The following is a 14104-nucleotide window of genomic DNA, read 5'->3' as shown; positions in this document are numbered from 1 at the left end:
ACGTACACACTAATAAATATTTTAACCAAATGAAAATTGAACTTGACCAAAAATTTGCAGAACAATACCACAAAAATGCCGATGCTATTTATTTTAGTCCAGGTCGCGTAAATCTGATTGGTGAGCATATTGACTATAACGGCGGCCTTGTGATGCCATGTGCAATTACATTAGGTACCTGGATTGCAATTGCCCCAAACAACGATCAGAAATACAGATTTAAAAGTTTAAACTTTGATGGTGATAAAGAAGTGGAAAGTAATCGCCTCCATGAGAAAGATGGATCTTATTGGGCAAATTATCCCATCGGCGTAATCAATGAGTTCATAAAAGATGGTAAAGAGATAAATGGGTTCGATTTTTTATACTTTGGCAATATTCCAATTGGTTCGGGATTATCATCTTCTGCATCAATTGAAATCGCGACCGCCTTTGCCCTAAATGATTATTTAAATTTAGGTTACGATAAACTTGAACTTGTGAAATTGGCCAAGCGTGTAGAAAATGAATTTATCGGATTAAATTCTGGCATTATGGATCAGTTTGCGGTAGCTTTTGGAGAAAGAAATAAGGCCATTGTATTAGATTGCGAAACACTAAAATATAAAATGGTTGATGTTGATTTAGGCAAATATGTGTTAGCAATTATCAATACTAATAAACCACGGGAACTGGCCGATTCAAAATATAACGAACGAGTTGCAGAATGCCAACAGGCTTTAAGTGTGCTGAATGAGGAAATTACGTTGCATCATCTTTGCGAGTTAAATGCAGAAAAATTCGCCCTGCACAGTCATCTCATCACAGATGATACAGTTTTGAAACGAGCCACACATGTTGTTAAAGAAAATGATCGTGTCCATTTGGCCGCTAAAGCATTAAATAGTGGAAGCCTGGATGAGTTCGGCAGATTGATGTATGCTTCTCATCAATCGTTAAAAGAATTATATGAAGTAAGCGGAGAAGAGTTAGATGCTGTTGTGTCGTTTTGTTTAGGATATGATCATGTGATAGGCGCCCGAATGACTGGTGCCGGTTTTGGCGGTTGTGCTATTGCATTATTGGAGAAAGGTTTTGAAGAGGATTTCGCAAAACACTTAACAGACTATTATGTCGACAAGATTGGTTATCCTGCCGCAATTTATGTAAGTGAAATTGGCAGTGGGCCCGTTAAACTTTAGAATATAATTATACGTTCGCAGAATTATTTTATCTGCGGCTACTATAACATGAGAAAATTAAAATTAGACGAGTTAAATCGTCCGGATATTGAGGAGTTTAAAGCACAGGAAAAACTGCCTGTTGTAGCAGTTTTAGATAATGTTCGCAGCATGCACAATGTGGGTTCTATTTTTCGGACCGCTGATGGCTTTGCTTTAGAAAAGGTAATACTTTGCGGTATTACAGCTCAACCGCCACATCGCGAAATCGAAAAAACGGCTTTGGGCGCTACGCAATCCGTAGACTGGCTATACTACCCTACAACAATAGAAGCTGTTGATGCCTTACGTCAAGCAGGATATGAAATTATCGCCATCGAACAAGCGGAGAACAGTACCATGTTAAACACTTTTAAACCTGATCCTTCCAAAAAATATGCTTTAATTTTCGGAAATGAGGTGGATGGCGTTAGCGATGAGGTAATGTTAAAAATTGATGAATGCGTTGAAATACCGCAATTCGGAACCAAGCATTCTTTTAATATTGTTATCTCTGCTGGAATAGTTTTCTGGGATTTTTTCGCAAAATTGAGACTTTAGGATATCCTTATTTTTTAATGCTAATCTAATTTTTGTATACAATTCTATACACCTAAACACTTGCAATTGGGGTTTAGGTAACTTTTTTGTGAAGTTAATTTTCAATCATAAACTTCTGATAATATGTGATTTGCGAAGCATTTATTGCTTTTGGCAAGGTTTTTTCTTAGTGGATGCAAAACAGTATGTTATAAAAACTGTTAAGAGACTATTATTTATAAAACGAAAAACATGAATTCGAGAATTACAAAATCAACAATGTTGGTTGCCCTGTTGGGATTATCATCACAATTATTTGCACAAGAAACACCTACTACAACCAGTAGATTTGGTAAACAATCTTTAAGAACCTGGAGTGTTGGTGCTCACGGAGGTATCTTAAGCCAAAATACTTTTTTAGGTGGTGGTAGTGTAGATGCAAGAGAATTTAAAAGTATCGGTTACGGTGCTTTCATCAAAAAACAAATCCTTCCGGCTTTAGGTTTACAAGCAGACTTTTTACGTGGAGAAATGAAAACTGCAAATGCTTTTGGAAGTTTAGAACAGAAAAACAGCATTTCTTGGTCTGGATCATTAACAGCAGTATTAAACATTGCTAACTTCAGTTTAAATACGGAGAATGCAGTATTAATCCCTTATGTTAAAGCGGGTGCTGGTTATATGTCTTCAGATTCACAGATTGGAACTACTGAAGTATTCAACGGTAGAGAAGGTTGGTTTATCCCAACTGGTGTTGGTTTTAAATTAGGTGTTGCAAAAGGAATTAACCTTGATTTTGGTTATGATATCAACTTCATCAAATCTTCTCCAACAGTTAAATCTGTTTACAACGAAAGCAGATTCTCTTATGCACACGCAGGTTTAGAATTTGCTTTAGGAAACAAAGAAAATTCACAATTACAAAACTACAGTGCTATTGCTGATTTACGTAAACAAAGTGCTGAAGAAAGTGCTGAATTAAGAAGAGCATTATCTACTGCTGAGCAAAATGCACAACGCGACAGAGATCAATATGCTAAAGATTTAGCTGATGATGATAACGATGGTGTAGCTAACAAATTTGATAAATGCCCTGGAACACCAACAGGTACTGTTGTAGACGGTTCTGGTTGCCCAATCAAAGTTCAACGTGAAATTATCAGAGAAACTAAAGTAATCACTGAAGAAGATCGTAAAGTTGTTAAAGATGCAATTTCTAACTTAGAATTTGATTTAGGTAAATCTACTATACGTTCTAAATCATATGCTTCATTAAACAGAGTTGCTGGTTTATTGGTAGAGAAAAACTTTAGCTTAAAATTAGCTGGTCACACAGATAATACTGGTGGTAGAGAGTTAAACTTACGTTTATCTAAAGAAAGAGCCGAATCAGTAAAAGCTTATTTAGTATCTCAAGGTGCTAATGCTTCAAGAATCGAAGCAACTGGTTACGGACCTGATCAACCAATTTCTACAAACAAAACTGCTGCCGGTCGTCAAGAAAACCGTCGTGTAGAATTTACATTATACTAGTCAATAGTTAAATGAAATAGAAAAGCCCCGATGAAATCGGGGCTTTTTGCGTTTAATAATTTTTATTATCATCTTGAAGCATGTCATGCTGAGCCTATCTAAGCACATTTAGTCATGTACGTTAATGAACTGAAGCAGGCAAATTACAAATGGGTTTGAGGATTAAGACAAGCCCTTTTTGTTTTTATAAGTCATTTTGGCCTTGGTACCAGCGCTGTAATTATAGTTTTTCAAATTACTGGCCTTCTTCTCATGAAACGCTGCACCTCGATCAGAAGAATCTTCATCCTCATCTTTTTTCTTTTTCTTAGGCTTAGCTGCAGCATCAACAATTTTTAAATCTTCGGGCAACTCCATTATGTCCATACGTTGGCCAATGGCTTGCTCAATTTTCTTAACCTCGATCAGTTCGATATCAGTTGAAAATGTAATCGCAACTACCTCTTCCTCATTTTGCTTCACAATACGCTGAATTAAATTTTCCTTTTGTTCCGGTAATTCGAAATGTAAAATAAATGGAATACCCTGGATATCTAAATCACCTAAATTTTCATTAGCTACAATTAAAACTCGGGCTTCAGGATTAGCTTTGAAGTCTTCAATATCATCATAACCTTTATCATCGAAAAACAAAGAACGATAAATACTGATTTCGCCCTCTTTAGGATTATTAAAGTTTTTATAAACGGTTTGAGCCGTTAATCGGGTATTGACAAAAACCACAACCTTATCAAAAAATTCCGCATCATTTAGCAATAAGGTTAATAGGTTCAACTTTGTCCTGAAATTCGGAACATGGTATAGCATCTGCGGATAAACCTCCGCTTGCTTTTCACCAATTTCATCCACCTCAATAGTTGAGGTAGAATCTTTCATAAACGGTGAAATCATGTGATTTAATTTTTCATGCATCACCTCAGTAAATACAATATGTTGCGATTTGTAGGCGCTATTTGCCAGTTCGACCACCGGAAGCTGCAAACCTTTTTTTACGATGAGTTCGGCATTGTCTACAATAAATAACTGAATCTTGTTTGTGTTCAATGCTAATTTTAAATATAAAGCTCTGGCCCGATCTGGTACCGCAACTATAATATCACAACCATCAGTTATTTCATTCATTTGTGTATCTACAGCACCACGACTATCTATACCTAAAATCCGGAATGTGCTATTTCTATTTAATAACTTAAACTGTTCCAATACGTGATCAACATGTTCAGCATCAGGTACTAAAATCAGGGCTCTTGGTGCTTCTTCAAAGGCATATTTCAGCTTCATCAAAGTTGCTAAAACGTAGGTTGTTGTTTTTCCTGCTCCCTCTGGTCCTACCGCAATAACATCCTGGCCACCTAAAATTCGCGACATCGTTTTAGCCTGGATTTCTTTTGGGGTTAAAAATCCTGCCTCAGTCATGGCTGCTACAAGTGGTTTACTCAGTTTTAATTTTTCTAATGACACGCTTATATTTTTATGTTTTGAAATGCAAATATCCTTAAAATAATTAGCTTTCGAGAATTGAATTTTAAGGCTTCAAAATGATTTCAGGTTATAACTTATATTTGTCTGATCATTAGATTTCGAAAGTTAAAAACCCTTTTCCGGTTGTGGAGTTGCTTCAGTTTAGTATTTGATTTCGATTGCGCCCGAGAATGTTAAATTTATTTACTTGATAATCAAATCATTAAATACAAATTGTAAATAAACCCTACTAATTCTATAGATATTGTATACTTATTTATATATTTGCCTCAACATGAATCATTAACTAAAATATGTTGAACAATTAAACGCTAAATCATGTCAATCTATTTTCAATATCCAGCAATAGATGAATATCCAAACTTTAACTACCCGTTAAAAATTGAAGTTGACGATAAAAATATTTCAGTTGATGAAGATAAACTAAATCAAGAACATATTGCTGCATTGAAGGATTTTTTAGCCTTAAAACCAGTTTAGCATTTACGGCCAGTTGACCGATTGGAAGGTAGCGGTTTCATAAACCTGTAGATAATGGTTCGAATCCATTACTAGGCCGCAAAGTGTTCTCATAACACTTTCATCCTGACTCCTGCTCGAGATCAGGTAAGATTTGGTTATCTTATATTTGTTTTGTTGTTAGCAAAGGCTATCCGCGATGGGTAGCCTTCATTTTTTTAGTCGCCACCAATAAAATAAAAATATCAAAACATTCTAGTTACTTATCGGTTATTTACATAATTCACATTATACTAATCTTTTACAGATTAATTTGTTTGGTTTAAAAAAGGGATTTATGGATATAAATCCCTTTTCTTTTATCGCAAAATTTTATGTCTTATATTAGCGCCACTAATCATTATTCACCTTCTAAATGAACAGAAAACATTTTCTTTCCTCGTTTATTGCAGCAGCAAGCTTAGTCCCGTCGTTTAAAATTTTTGCTAATACTATAGAGAATGAAGGTCGGTCGTTTAAAGTTCCACCATATTTAAAACCTGGGGATACCATTGGGATCACCAGTCCGGCAGGATTTATTACTACGGAGCAAGTTCGACCATCTGCGTTGCAAATGGAAAGTTGGGGATTTAAGGTTAAAATAGGAGAAACTATTGGAAAGCGTGATTTCACCTTTGGTGGTACAGACTTTGAAAGGCTGGCAGATTTTCAGAAAATGATGGATGATCCGAATATTAAAGCCATCATGTGCGCCCGCGGTGGTTACGGCTTTGTCCGTATTATCGATCAGCTGGATTTTTCTTCATTTAAAAACAACCCGAAATGGATTATTGGTTTCAGTGATGTTACTGTTATGCACTGTCACCTATCAAGGAATTACGGCATCGCCTCCATTCATTCCAAAATGTGCAATAGTTTTCCTGATGATTGGGGAAAAGCCGAACCGATCCAAATTGAAACAATTCTCTCTATAAAAAATGCATTGCTTGGTGAAAAAATGGGATATAAGGCTCCTGCCAATTTAAATAATAGATTGGGGAAAGTAGAGGGCATTCTGGTTGGTGGTAACTTGAGTATTATAGAAACGTTAGCCGGCAGTCACTCTGATTTAGATACTAAAAATAGGATACTATTCATTGAAGATACAGGCGAATATTTGTACAGTATAGATAGAATGCTTTGGAACCTGAAGCGCAGCGAAAAACTCAAAAACCTAAAAGGGTTAATTATCGGAGGTTTCAAAGTTAAACCTGATGATGCCGGCGAAGAGTTTGGTAAAACAATCTATGATATTGTTCTGGAAAAGGTAAAAGAATATAATTATCCAGTTGCTTTCGATTTTCCTATCGGCCACCAACGGAACAATTTTGCTTTAAAATGTGGTGTTACTCATGTTTTGGAAGTAAGCAATAGCGGTTCAATGTTGAGATCGGTTTAATACTATTCAAAACATTAAACTGTTTTTACCTCGTCATCAGCATAATCCTCAATATCAGTTATATATCCATTTATCAGTAGAAAATCGAAAAGTGGTTTTGCTTCAGGCGTAACCGGCATGTTAGAAGTTGTAACCACTTCATTCGTTTTTTTATCTAAAAATGGGTAGGCAAATAAACGGACATTCGTATTAAACATATCATTTACATAACTTAACAGCTGCCCTGAATAATTTTCGCCTTTGAAATTTGTAGAGTTAAATACAAACTTAAGGTTATTGATATTGGTAGCTAAGCCGACGCTTTTAGGTTTGCAACGAGCCAGATATTTTGCCAAACGATTATGACGGGTAAAGTTAGATACGATTACAATATTTCCGGTATCGCACATCTCCTGAGTACGTTTGGCAACCGACTCCAAATCGATATCATCAGGCGTTTCCTGATCGTCAGTTAGTACATTGGTTAATAAAACCTCAATCATCACGGCCAAATTCCCGTCTTCAACCTTGTTAGTGCGCTTAAATTGATCGGTAGCCTTATTAAATAAATTGAAGTTAGGTAATGATTTCTGGCCATATTTGGTCCTTAAAATCATGATATCTTTTTTGTACAGCAAATCTTTAGCCTGACGTGGATGGGCATCAGCATCAAAAATTGCCGCTGCCGAGAAATCCTTCATAATCATATAAAGATTAAGCAAGATATTGTCAACTTCAGGAAAGGCAGGTCCCTTAACAGAAATTAAATCAATTTCTACAGACCCAATAGTTAGGTTATCAGCTAAGGATTCGACCATTAACTTTGGATCCTGATAATGATAAAATGCGGCATAAAGCAGGTTTACGCCTATTATGCCTAAAACACGCTGCTGCATATTTACATCCGTATCGAGCAAGCGCACATGAAAAAATATCTCATTTGGATATCCGCCTGGTTCATTCTGGAAACGAAGTCCTACCCAGCCGTGAGGCTCATTTGTACGTTTGTAGTTTAAAGTGGTAACGGTATCTGCAAAAGCGAAAAATGTCCTGCTCTCATACTTTTCACCTGATAAACGTTCGTTAAGCAAGCCAAATTCATGATCAAGCATTTGCAGCAGTCGGTTTTGTGATACATACCTACCATTGGTTTCAGCGCCATAAATGGCATCGCTAAATGTCATATCGTATGCTGACATGGTTTTTGCTACCGTTCCGGATGCTGCACCAGCATTAAAAAAGTTCCTTGAAACCTCCTGCCCTGCTCCGATCTCAGCAAAAGTGCCATAAATGCGGGGATCGAGGTTTATTTTTAATGCCTTACGTTTAGTGTCCAGAATTTCTCTTACCATTCGGCAAAAGTACAAAAATCGTTTATTAGTTTCCATTTGAAAATATCCCGTTTAAAAATTGGTCTAAATTTAAAACCAGGGCGGTATGGCATATGAACTATTTGATGCAAAAAAAATAAGGTTAATGCCATCCAGCATTAACCTTATAAAACCTAAACTTAAACTATTATGAAAACCCTCTTTCGAGAATATTTTGCTATGAAACTACGATTTCTTTATGTTGTAGCTTACTATCATCTTTTTTGCTGATGTTAATATTTAAAATGCCGTCTTTGTATTCAGCAGTGATACGATCACCGTCGGCAGTATCAGGTAAATTAAACGACCTTGCAAATGAACTGTAGTCGAACTCCTTACGTGTAAAATCTTTAGCAACCTGAGTTTCATCTTTTTTAACTTCTGCCCAAACCGAAAGGGTGTCTTTCTTTAAGTTAATTTGGAAATCTTCCTTTTTTAGGCCAGGTGCAGCCAATTCAATGATGAAGGCGTTCTCGTTCTCGTAAATATTTACGTTTGGAGATTTATCAACCATTTTGTTTTTAGTTACCGCATCGCTAAACAATGAATCGAAAACATTGTTAAAGTATGGAGCTGTGTGGCGTGTTCTGTTGTTAAAATTTACTAGTGTCATATCTCTAATTTTTTATTTTTTATTTGATATTAACCTCTATTCAACTTATATACCAAACCAAATTTTTATGATTTTTAAGACATTATGGCAAAATATTTCAAAATCAAAAGACAAACTGGCAGATATCCGCGATTTTTCCGACAAGTTCAACTATAAAACGAATATCCACTTACGCTTTGTAGATTTCGATATGATGGGTCATGTGAATAATTCTGTTTATTTTACCTATCTGGAAATTGCCAGGACAAAATATTGGGAAGAGATTGTAAACTGGGATTGGAAGAAAACAGGTATTGTAATCGCACATGCGGAAATTGATTATATATTACCGATCGTAATGAATGATAAAATAGCAGTGCATGTAAAAACTTCCAGAATAGGAAACACGAGTTTCGACTTGGAATATCAAATCGTAAAGATAAAAGGCAGTGAAGAAGTGATTTGCAGCAAAGGGAAAACGGTTTGCATCGCAGTTGACTACACTACGAGCAGGCCAACTACTATTCCAGAAGCAGAAAGACAAAAAATGCTCGGCTTCGAACAACTAAACAAATAATACTTATTGTAAAAGCCTTTTACTATTTTTCTGTTTGATAACTGAGTTGAACAAAGGACTGCCCCACCTGACCAGGCATTGGCGGGTTAAGCTTTTTAATGCTCACTTCTACCCTTTCCACAAATGGGTATAGTGCAATAACTTTATTGATGATATTATTTAGAACAGTTTCCAGAAGCTTTTGTGTGTTTCTCATTTCTTCCAGTATAATTTGGTTTAAGTCTTCATAGTTTACTGTTTGAGCCAACTCATCGTCAAACCCTATGGGCAAGAAAGTTGTTTCTAAATCGACAATAAAATGATTGCCCGTAAGCTGCTCTTCCGGATAGAAGCCATGCAACGCGAAACATTTCACATCTTTTAAAGCAACAGTTTGTTTGAATGGATTCATCTATATAATATATGGATCAAAATTAATTTTTTATCTGCGAATATAATGCTCATTGCGGTAAATTGTTACCTTTGAAATGAACGGATTTCTTAACCAGATAAAAGAACTTAAATGAGCATATCAACCAAAAAAGACCTATACGAAGCTCCAGACTACTATTTTTTAGATGAATTATTAACTGATGAGCATAAATTAATCAGGGATACGGCCAGGGAATGGGTGAAAAAAGAAGTGAGTCCAATCATTGAAGATTATGCGCAAAAAGCCGAATTTCCAAAACATTTAATTAAAGGATTAGCTGATATTGGCGCATTTGGTCCCACGATCCCAGTTGAATATGGTGGAGCAGGTTTAGATTACACAGCATATGGAATTTTGATGCAGGAAATTGAGCGTGGGGATTCTGGCATCCGATCAACTGCTTCTGTGCAAGGTTCGTTAGTAATGTATCCAATTTATGCCTATGGAAGTGAAGATCAACGTAAAAAATATCTTCCAAAGTTAGCCAGCGGTGAACTAATGGGCTGCTTTGGGTTAACTGAGCCTGATCATGGTTCAAATCCAGGTGGGATGGTTACCAATATTAAAGATGCTGGCTCGCACTATATATTAAATGGTGCTAAAATGTGGATCAGCAACGCACCTTTTGCTGATATTGCAGTGGTGTGGGCAAAAGATGAGTCGGGCAAAATCAGAGGTATGGTGGTTGAACGCGGAATGGATGGCTTTACAACTCCAGAAACCCATAATAAATGGAGTTTACGTGCATCAGCAACGGGTGAGCTTGTATTTGATAATGTTCAGGTTCCGAAAGAAAATGTTTTTCCAGAAATTAGTGGCTTAAAAGGTCCATTGGGTTGTTTGAACCAGGCCCGTTATGGCATTGCATGGGGTGCTTTGGGCGCTGCTATGGATTGTTATGACACAGCTTTACGCTATTCAAAAGAAAGAATACAATTTGGAAAACCTATTGGTGGTTTCCAGTTACAGCAAAAAAAACTGGCTGAAATGGTAACGGAAATTACTAAGGGGCAACTTTTGGTGTGGCGACTTGGTGTGCTTAAAAGTGAAAACCGCGCCACCGCCGAACAGATATCAATGGCTAAAAGAAATAGTGTTGAGGTTGCGCTGGATATAGCCAGAAATGCCCGTCAAATGCTTGGTGGAATGGGTATTACCGGCGAATATTCTATTATGCGTCACATGATGAATCTTGAATCTGTAGTTACTTACGAAGGTACTCATGATATTCATTTACTAATTACCGGAATGGATGTTACAGGCATAAACGCTTTCAAATAAAATAGAATTAGAAAAATATTGAGATAGAGTATTGATGAAAGACTATAAAAAATATACTTATATACCAGCAAGCCCTGAAGAAGTTTATCTTGCGCTTACGAAAGACATCAGCATAAAACTCTGGACAGGTGCAGAGGTTGAGTTTGAAGAAACTCCGGGTACAGAATTTTCATTCTGGGATGGTGATATTGTCGGAAAAAATATCGAGTTTGAAACAAATAAGAAGATTGTACAACAATGGTATTTCGGTGAAGAAGGAGAACCTTCAATTGTAACCATTAAACTTCACGAAGATAAAAAGGGAACCTCTTTGGAATTTAAGCAAACCAATATCCCTGATGAAGATTACAAAGATTTTACTGAAGGAATTGATGAGTATTTTATTGGAGGATTAGTTGATTTCTTTGATGAATAACATTTAATACAAAAGAACTAGAACATTTCTAAATTTATGCGCTCTCTAAACATTCTACTCCTAATTGGATCATTTTCGATCACAATTTTTTCCTCATGCAGTGTAGTTAGCAAATTGCCTGTGTTTTATACACCTGCGGCAACATCAAATCACATGGCATATCTTCCAAAGCCCATGATGGCCGACAGTGTGAAATCAAAAAACTATATCAGTGCCAGTTTTGCAAACAATAGCCTTCCATTCGAAACCGGCGAAATGGTAATGGGATTTGTAAATTATAATCGTTCACATGTTATAGATAATATTAATTTTTCTTATGGGGCATTCACCTATTTTGGCGGAACCGGCAACGGATATGAAAACGCACAACGTATCGTCCTTAAAAATTTTTATGATCAAGGTTTTATCGGTCTAGGTGCCAGAACTTCAATCGGAATTGCTGGAAAGATCAGGGAATACTGAATTTAGAATCATCAGCTGGGATAACGCCATTGTGTATGAAGGTGGCGGTTATAGTTCATTTAGAAAAAATGTTAGGTCAACTAACGACTCACTTTCCATAAGCGCTAATCAGACCACAATGTTTACCACAGGTGGATCTACTGAAATTATCTGGCAAGGAAGCAAAAATAAAGATCGGCAATACGGTTTCCGATTATTTATTGGAAGTACCATTGGTTTAAAGCGCAATATTAATTATACAGATGAAAGAATTAATGGCTTGGCAACAGACCTATCCTTTTTCCTTAAAATAAGGAAGGTTTATGGCATATTTAGTAATGGAACAAATTTGAGAAACAACTCTGCCAAAATTACCTTAGGTTATTCCTTTTAAAACAATAATATGCTTAGATATGTTCGTAAAAGAAAAACATTATGAACAAATCTGTAGGACTTATATTAATTATAGTTGGAATAGCCATGCTCGTTTGGAGAGGGTTTACCTATACTAAAAAAGAAAAAATTGTTGATGCTGGCCCCATCCAAATTTCGGCAGATAAAGAGAAATCAGTAAACTGGCCACCATATGTAGGCGGAATTATTTTGGTAGCAGGTGTTTTTGTTTTTGTCGCTTCAAGGAAGAAATAATATTTACTGATTATAGAGAAAGGATGCCTAAGTTATTCTTTCTTCCATTTTATGCTGCAACCCACTGCTTTGGTAAAAGAAACAGTTGGATTTCTACCGGCAGATAATTCTTTGATAGCATTTTCTACATAGTTCACTTTATCCGGATTATCGCCTTCGGCATCATTATCAATCGCACCGATATATTCTACCACATTACCATTGCCCGTTTTGCTCAACACAAAAACATGAGGTGTTTTTAAAGCACCAAATTGTTTAGTTACTACATGTTCCGGATCTAATAAGTATGGAAAACTGAAATTCTTTTCTTTAGCTAAAACTTGCATCTTTTCAAAGCTTTCGCCCGGAACAGCACCGGCATCATTTGGATTTATGGCAATCACCGGATAACCTGTAGCCGCAAAAGTGTTGTTCAAGTTCGAGACCCTTTCTTGATAGGCTTTCGCAACCGGACAGGTATTGCAGGTGAAAACGACAATATATCCTTTTGCGTTTTGATAATCAGCTAACGAAACGGTTTTGTTATTTACATTTTTTAATGAGAAATCTTTAACTACATCACCAACTTTATAACCGTTGGTTTGTGCAAACGCAACACTCGAAACCAGTAGTAAGCCAATTAGAAATAGATTTTTCATAACGATCTTATTTTAAGTTCAATAAAGTGCTTTTTAATTCTTCTGCCGTAAATTCTTTCTCGTAAAAACGTCTGACCTTTTTGTTTACAAACAAAGTTGCAGGAATCGCACCTGACCATTTTTTGTCTATTCGTTCGATATATTTTTGCTGATCTGGCTCATTCAAAAGATAAACCTCGGCTTTAATGTTATTATTATTGACAAACGGAATAACCTCTCTTTGTAATTTCGATTTGAAATCTAAACTTACTAAAAGTACCTTAAGCGGCTTCTTTTCATTTTCAGTGCGTAGCTTTTCAAAATGCGGTAATTCTGCCACACAAGGAGAACACGAAGTAGCCCAAAAATTTATTACGTATGTTGTATCTTTTCCTTTGGCTACCCTTTTATCCAAATCATCAAGTGTAAGCAACCTCACTTGCGCATTTACAGAATAAGTAACTAAAGATAAGCAGATTATAAAAAATATACGCATAGACTTAAAACGAAATTTAATTAATTTTAGTTTGCGAATAATAATAATCTATGCACAATGAATCGCATAGCCTGGAATGCTTCGCTTCATTCATAATCAAACTTGCTTAATTAACCGAACCTGATTTCACTAAAACCCTCTGATAGGCAGGTAAATTCAAATCATCAACAATTACGCCCCTATTGGTACTGGCATGTACAAAAAAACCGTTGTTAAGGTAAACGCCAACGTGGTCAACATCATTCCCTCCGAAAGAAAAGAAAACTAAATCGCCCTCTTTTAAATTATCAATGCTTTTTTTATTCACCGCTTTGGCTTGGTCGCGAGAAATTCGAGGTAAAGTTATGCCGTAGATTTCTTTCTCCAGCAGAAACGCAAAGCCTGAACAATCAATTCCGTTTTTATCTAATCCGCCGAAGCGGTACTTTACACCGGTCCAATCCGTTATAAACTTATAAAGTTGTTTACTCTTCAAATTCGACATTGCATCGGCTGCTTTTGCCGCTTTAGTTTCGCTCTTGACGGTATATTTTCTAGAGCTGCAAGAGGATAAAAATAGCAAAACGGCTAAAAAGCCAAAGAGATAAATTTTAAGGTTAAGGGTTTTTTCCATAGTACAACATCA

General features: G+C 36.2%; 18 protein-coding genes and 1 tRNA gene. 12 read left to right on the top strand and 7 right to left on the bottom strand.

The annotated features are described in order from the left end of the window. The 3 genes from ON09_RS06750 to ON09_RS06740 all read left to right on the top strand — a co-directional run. The coding region (locus ON09_RS06750; protein WP_010600300.1) for a galactokinase at nucleotides 1-1181 on the top strand (1181 nt) is incomplete at its 5' end. Nucleotides 1182-1229: 48 nt separating this feature from the next. Continuing rightward, nucleotides 1230-1760 (top strand): RNA methyltransferase, encoded by a 531-nt coding sequence (locus ON09_RS06745; RefSeq protein ID WP_010600299.1) that lies wholly within the window; start codon nucleotides 1230-1232, stop codon nucleotides 1758-1760. Between the two features lie 231 nt (nucleotides 1761-1991). Continuing rightward, nucleotides 1992-3272 carry an OmpA family protein gene (locus ON09_RS06740; protein WP_010600298.1) on the top strand — a complete coding sequence of 427 codons (1281 nt, stop codon included), beginning with the start codon at nucleotides 1992-1994 and terminating at the stop codon, nucleotides 3270-3272. A gap of 162 nt (nucleotides 3273-3434) precedes the next feature. On the opposite strand, the gene ON09_RS06735 is transcribed toward ON09_RS06740, so the two are convergent. After that, complete coding sequence (locus ON09_RS06735) at nucleotides 3435-4733, bottom strand: DEAD/DEAH box helicase (protein WP_010600297.1); 1299 nt, start codon at nucleotides 4731-4733, stop codon at nucleotides 3435-3437. A 339-nt stretch (nucleotides 4734-5072) separates the two neighbouring features. On the opposite strand from ON09_RS06735, the gene ON09_RS25125 reads away from it, so the two are divergent. The 3 genes from ON09_RS25125 to ON09_RS06730 all read left to right on the top strand — a co-directional run bounded on the left by ON09_RS25125 (nucleotide 5073) and on the right by ON09_RS06730 (nucleotide 6651). Further along, the gene (locus ON09_RS25125) at nucleotides 5073-5234 is read left to right on the top strand and encodes a hypothetical protein (RefSeq protein ID WP_010600296.1); all 162 of its coding nucleotides are present in this window, start codon (nucleotides 5073-5075) and stop codon (nucleotides 5232-5234) included. 7 nt (nucleotides 5235-5241) lie between these two features. Then, nucleotides 5242-5313: transfer RNA gene (locus ON09_RS25120), tRNA-Met, on the top strand. Between the two features lie 315 nt (nucleotides 5314-5628). Next, the gene (locus tag ON09_RS06730) at nucleotides 5629-6651 is read left to right on the top strand and encodes a S66 peptidase family protein (protein WP_010600295.1); all 1023 of its coding nucleotides are present in this window, start codon (nucleotides 5629-5631) and stop codon (nucleotides 6649-6651) included. 14 nt (nucleotides 6652-6665) lie between these two features. Here ON09_RS06730 and ON09_RS06725 read toward each other — a convergent pair whose 3' ends face one another. Continuing rightward, nucleotides 6666-7982, bottom strand: a complete 1317-nt coding sequence (locus tag ON09_RS06725) for a hypothetical protein (protein WP_010600294.1) — start codon at nucleotides 7980-7982, stop codon at nucleotides 6666-6668. 196 nt (nucleotides 7983-8178) lie between these two features. After that, complete coding sequence (locus ON09_RS06720) at nucleotides 8179-8613, bottom strand: Hsp20/alpha crystallin family protein (RefSeq protein ID WP_010600293.1); 435 nt, start codon at nucleotides 8611-8613, stop codon at nucleotides 8179-8181. A gap of 67 nt (nucleotides 8614-8680) precedes the next feature. Here ON09_RS06720 and ON09_RS06715 point away from each other — a divergent pair, with 67 nt between their 5' ends. Then, nucleotides 8681-9169, top strand: a complete 489-nt coding sequence (locus tag ON09_RS06715; RefSeq protein WP_010600292.1) for an acyl-CoA thioesterase — start codon at nucleotides 8681-8683, stop codon at nucleotides 9167-9169. A gap of 22 nt (nucleotides 9170-9191) precedes the next feature. On the opposite strand, the gene folB is transcribed toward ON09_RS06715, so the two are convergent. Next, on the bottom strand, nucleotides 9192-9560 hold the full coding sequence (gene folB, locus ON09_RS06710) for a dihydroneopterin aldolase (RefSeq protein ID WP_010600291.1): 369 nt from the start codon (nucleotides 9558-9560) through the stop codon (nucleotides 9192-9194). A gap of 111 nt (nucleotides 9561-9671) precedes the next feature. Here folB and ON09_RS06705 point away from each other — a divergent pair, with 111 nt between their 5' ends. The 5 genes from ON09_RS06705 to ON09_RS06685 all read left to right on the top strand — a co-directional run bounded on the left by ON09_RS06705 (nucleotide 9672) and on the right by ON09_RS06685 (nucleotide 12366). After that, a complete protein-coding gene (locus ON09_RS06705; protein WP_010600290.1) occupies nucleotides 9672-10862 on the top strand; it encodes an acyl-CoA dehydrogenase family protein in 1191 nt (396 codons plus the stop codon). 34 nt (nucleotides 10863-10896) lie between these two features. Then, the gene (locus tag ON09_RS06700) at nucleotides 10897-11277 is read left to right on the top strand and encodes an SRPBCC domain-containing protein (protein WP_010600289.1); all 381 of its coding nucleotides are present in this window, start codon (nucleotides 10897-10899) and stop codon (nucleotides 11275-11277) included. Nucleotides 11278-11430: 153 nt separating this feature from the next. Beyond that, a complete protein-coding gene (locus ON09_RS06695) occupies nucleotides 11431-11739 on the top strand; it encodes a hypothetical protein (protein WP_010600288.1) in 309 nt (102 codons plus the stop codon). Beyond that, on the top strand, nucleotides 11714-12112 hold the full coding sequence (locus tag ON09_RS06690) for a hypothetical protein (RefSeq protein ID WP_010600287.1): 399 nt from the start codon (nucleotides 11714-11716) through the stop codon (nucleotides 12110-12112). The genes ON09_RS06695 and ON09_RS06690 overlap by 26 nt, the downstream gene beginning before the upstream one ends. Nucleotides 12113-12153: 41 nt before the next feature. After that, entirely contained in the window at nucleotides 12154-12366 is a 213-nt protein-coding gene (locus ON09_RS06685) for a hypothetical protein (protein WP_010600286.1), read from the top strand. A gap of 32 nt (nucleotides 12367-12398) precedes the next feature. Here ON09_RS06685 and ON09_RS06680 read toward each other — a convergent pair whose 3' ends face one another. From ON09_RS06680 to ON09_RS06670, 3 genes are all read right to left on the bottom strand, one after another. Further along, a complete protein-coding gene (locus ON09_RS06680) occupies nucleotides 12399-13004 on the bottom strand; it encodes a thioredoxin family protein (RefSeq protein ID WP_010600285.1) in 606 nt (201 codons plus the stop codon). Between the two features lie 7 nt (nucleotides 13005-13011). After that, entirely contained in the window at nucleotides 13012-13479 is a 468-nt protein-coding gene (locus ON09_RS06675) for a TlpA disulfide reductase family protein (RefSeq protein ID WP_010600284.1), read from the bottom strand. Nucleotides 13480-13585: 106 nt separating this feature from the next. After that, entirely contained in the window at nucleotides 13586-14092 is a 507-nt protein-coding gene (locus ON09_RS06670; RefSeq protein WP_010600283.1) for a C40 family peptidase, read from the bottom strand. Nucleotides 14093-14104 lie beyond the last annotated feature (12 nt).

The sequence above is a fragment of the Pedobacter agri PB92 genome, from assembly GCF_000258495.1.
GTDB classification, from domain to species: domain Bacteria; phylum Bacteroidota; class Bacteroidia; order Sphingobacteriales; family Sphingobacteriaceae; genus Pedobacter; species Pedobacter agri.
Note: the sequence above shows the minus strand (reverse complement) of the source record. Positions and strands in the feature narration are given on the sequence as shown.

Bases quoted from the DNA above. Each gene is read 5' to 3' on its own strand.
- ON09_RS06745 (WP_010600299.1), top strand. From the start codon at position 1,230: ATGAGAAAATTAAAATTAGACGAGTTAAATCGTCCGGATATTGAGGAG.
- ON09_RS25125 (WP_010600296.1), top strand. From the start codon at position 5,073: ATGTCAATCTATTTTCAATATCCAGCAATAGATGAATATCCAAACTTT.
- ON09_RS06725 (WP_010600294.1), bottom strand. From the start codon at position 7,982: ATGGTAAGAGAAATTCTGGACACTAAACGTAAGGCATTAAAAATAAAC.
- ON09_RS06670 (WP_010600283.1), bottom strand. From the start codon at position 14,092: ATGGAAAAAACCCTTAACCTTAAAATTTATCTCTTTGGCTTTTTAGCC.
- ON09_RS06720 (WP_010600293.1), bottom strand. From the start codon at position 8,613: ATGACACTAGTAAATTTTAACAACAGAACACGCCACACAGCTCCATAC.
- ON09_RS06700 (WP_010600289.1), top strand. From the start codon at position 10,897: ATGAAAGACTATAAAAAATATACTTATATACCAGCAAGCCCTGAAGAA.
- ON09_RS06715 (WP_010600292.1), top strand. From the start codon at position 8,681: ATGATTTTTAAGACATTATGGCAAAATATTTCAAAATCAAAAGACAAA.
- ON09_RS06695 (WP_010600288.1), top strand. From the start codon at position 11,431: ATGGCATATCTTCCAAAGCCCATGATGGCCGACAGTGTGAAATCAAAA.
- ON09_RS06730 (WP_010600295.1), top strand. From the start codon at position 5,629: ATGAACAGAAAACATTTTCTTTCCTCGTTTATTGCAGCAGCAAGCTTA.
- ON09_RS06685 (WP_010600286.1), top strand. From the start codon at position 12,154: ATGAACAAATCTGTAGGACTTATATTAATTATAGTTGGAATAGCCATG.
- folB (WP_010600291.1), bottom strand. From the start codon at position 9,560: ATGAATCCATTCAAACAAACTGTTGCTTTAAAAGATGTGAAATGTTTC.
- ON09_RS06675 (WP_010600284.1), bottom strand. From the start codon at position 13,479: ATGCGTATATTTTTTATAATCTGCTTATCTTTAGTTACTTATTCTGTA.
- ON09_RS06705 (WP_010600290.1), top strand. From the start codon at position 9,672: ATGAGCATATCAACCAAAAAAGACCTATACGAAGCTCCAGACTACTAT.
- ON09_RS06740 (WP_010600298.1), top strand. From the start codon at position 1,992: ATGAATTCGAGAATTACAAAATCAACAATGTTGGTTGCCCTGTTGGGA.
- ON09_RS06680 (WP_010600285.1), bottom strand. From the start codon at position 13,004: ATGAAAAATCTATTTCTAATTGGCTTACTACTGGTTTCGAGTGTTGCG.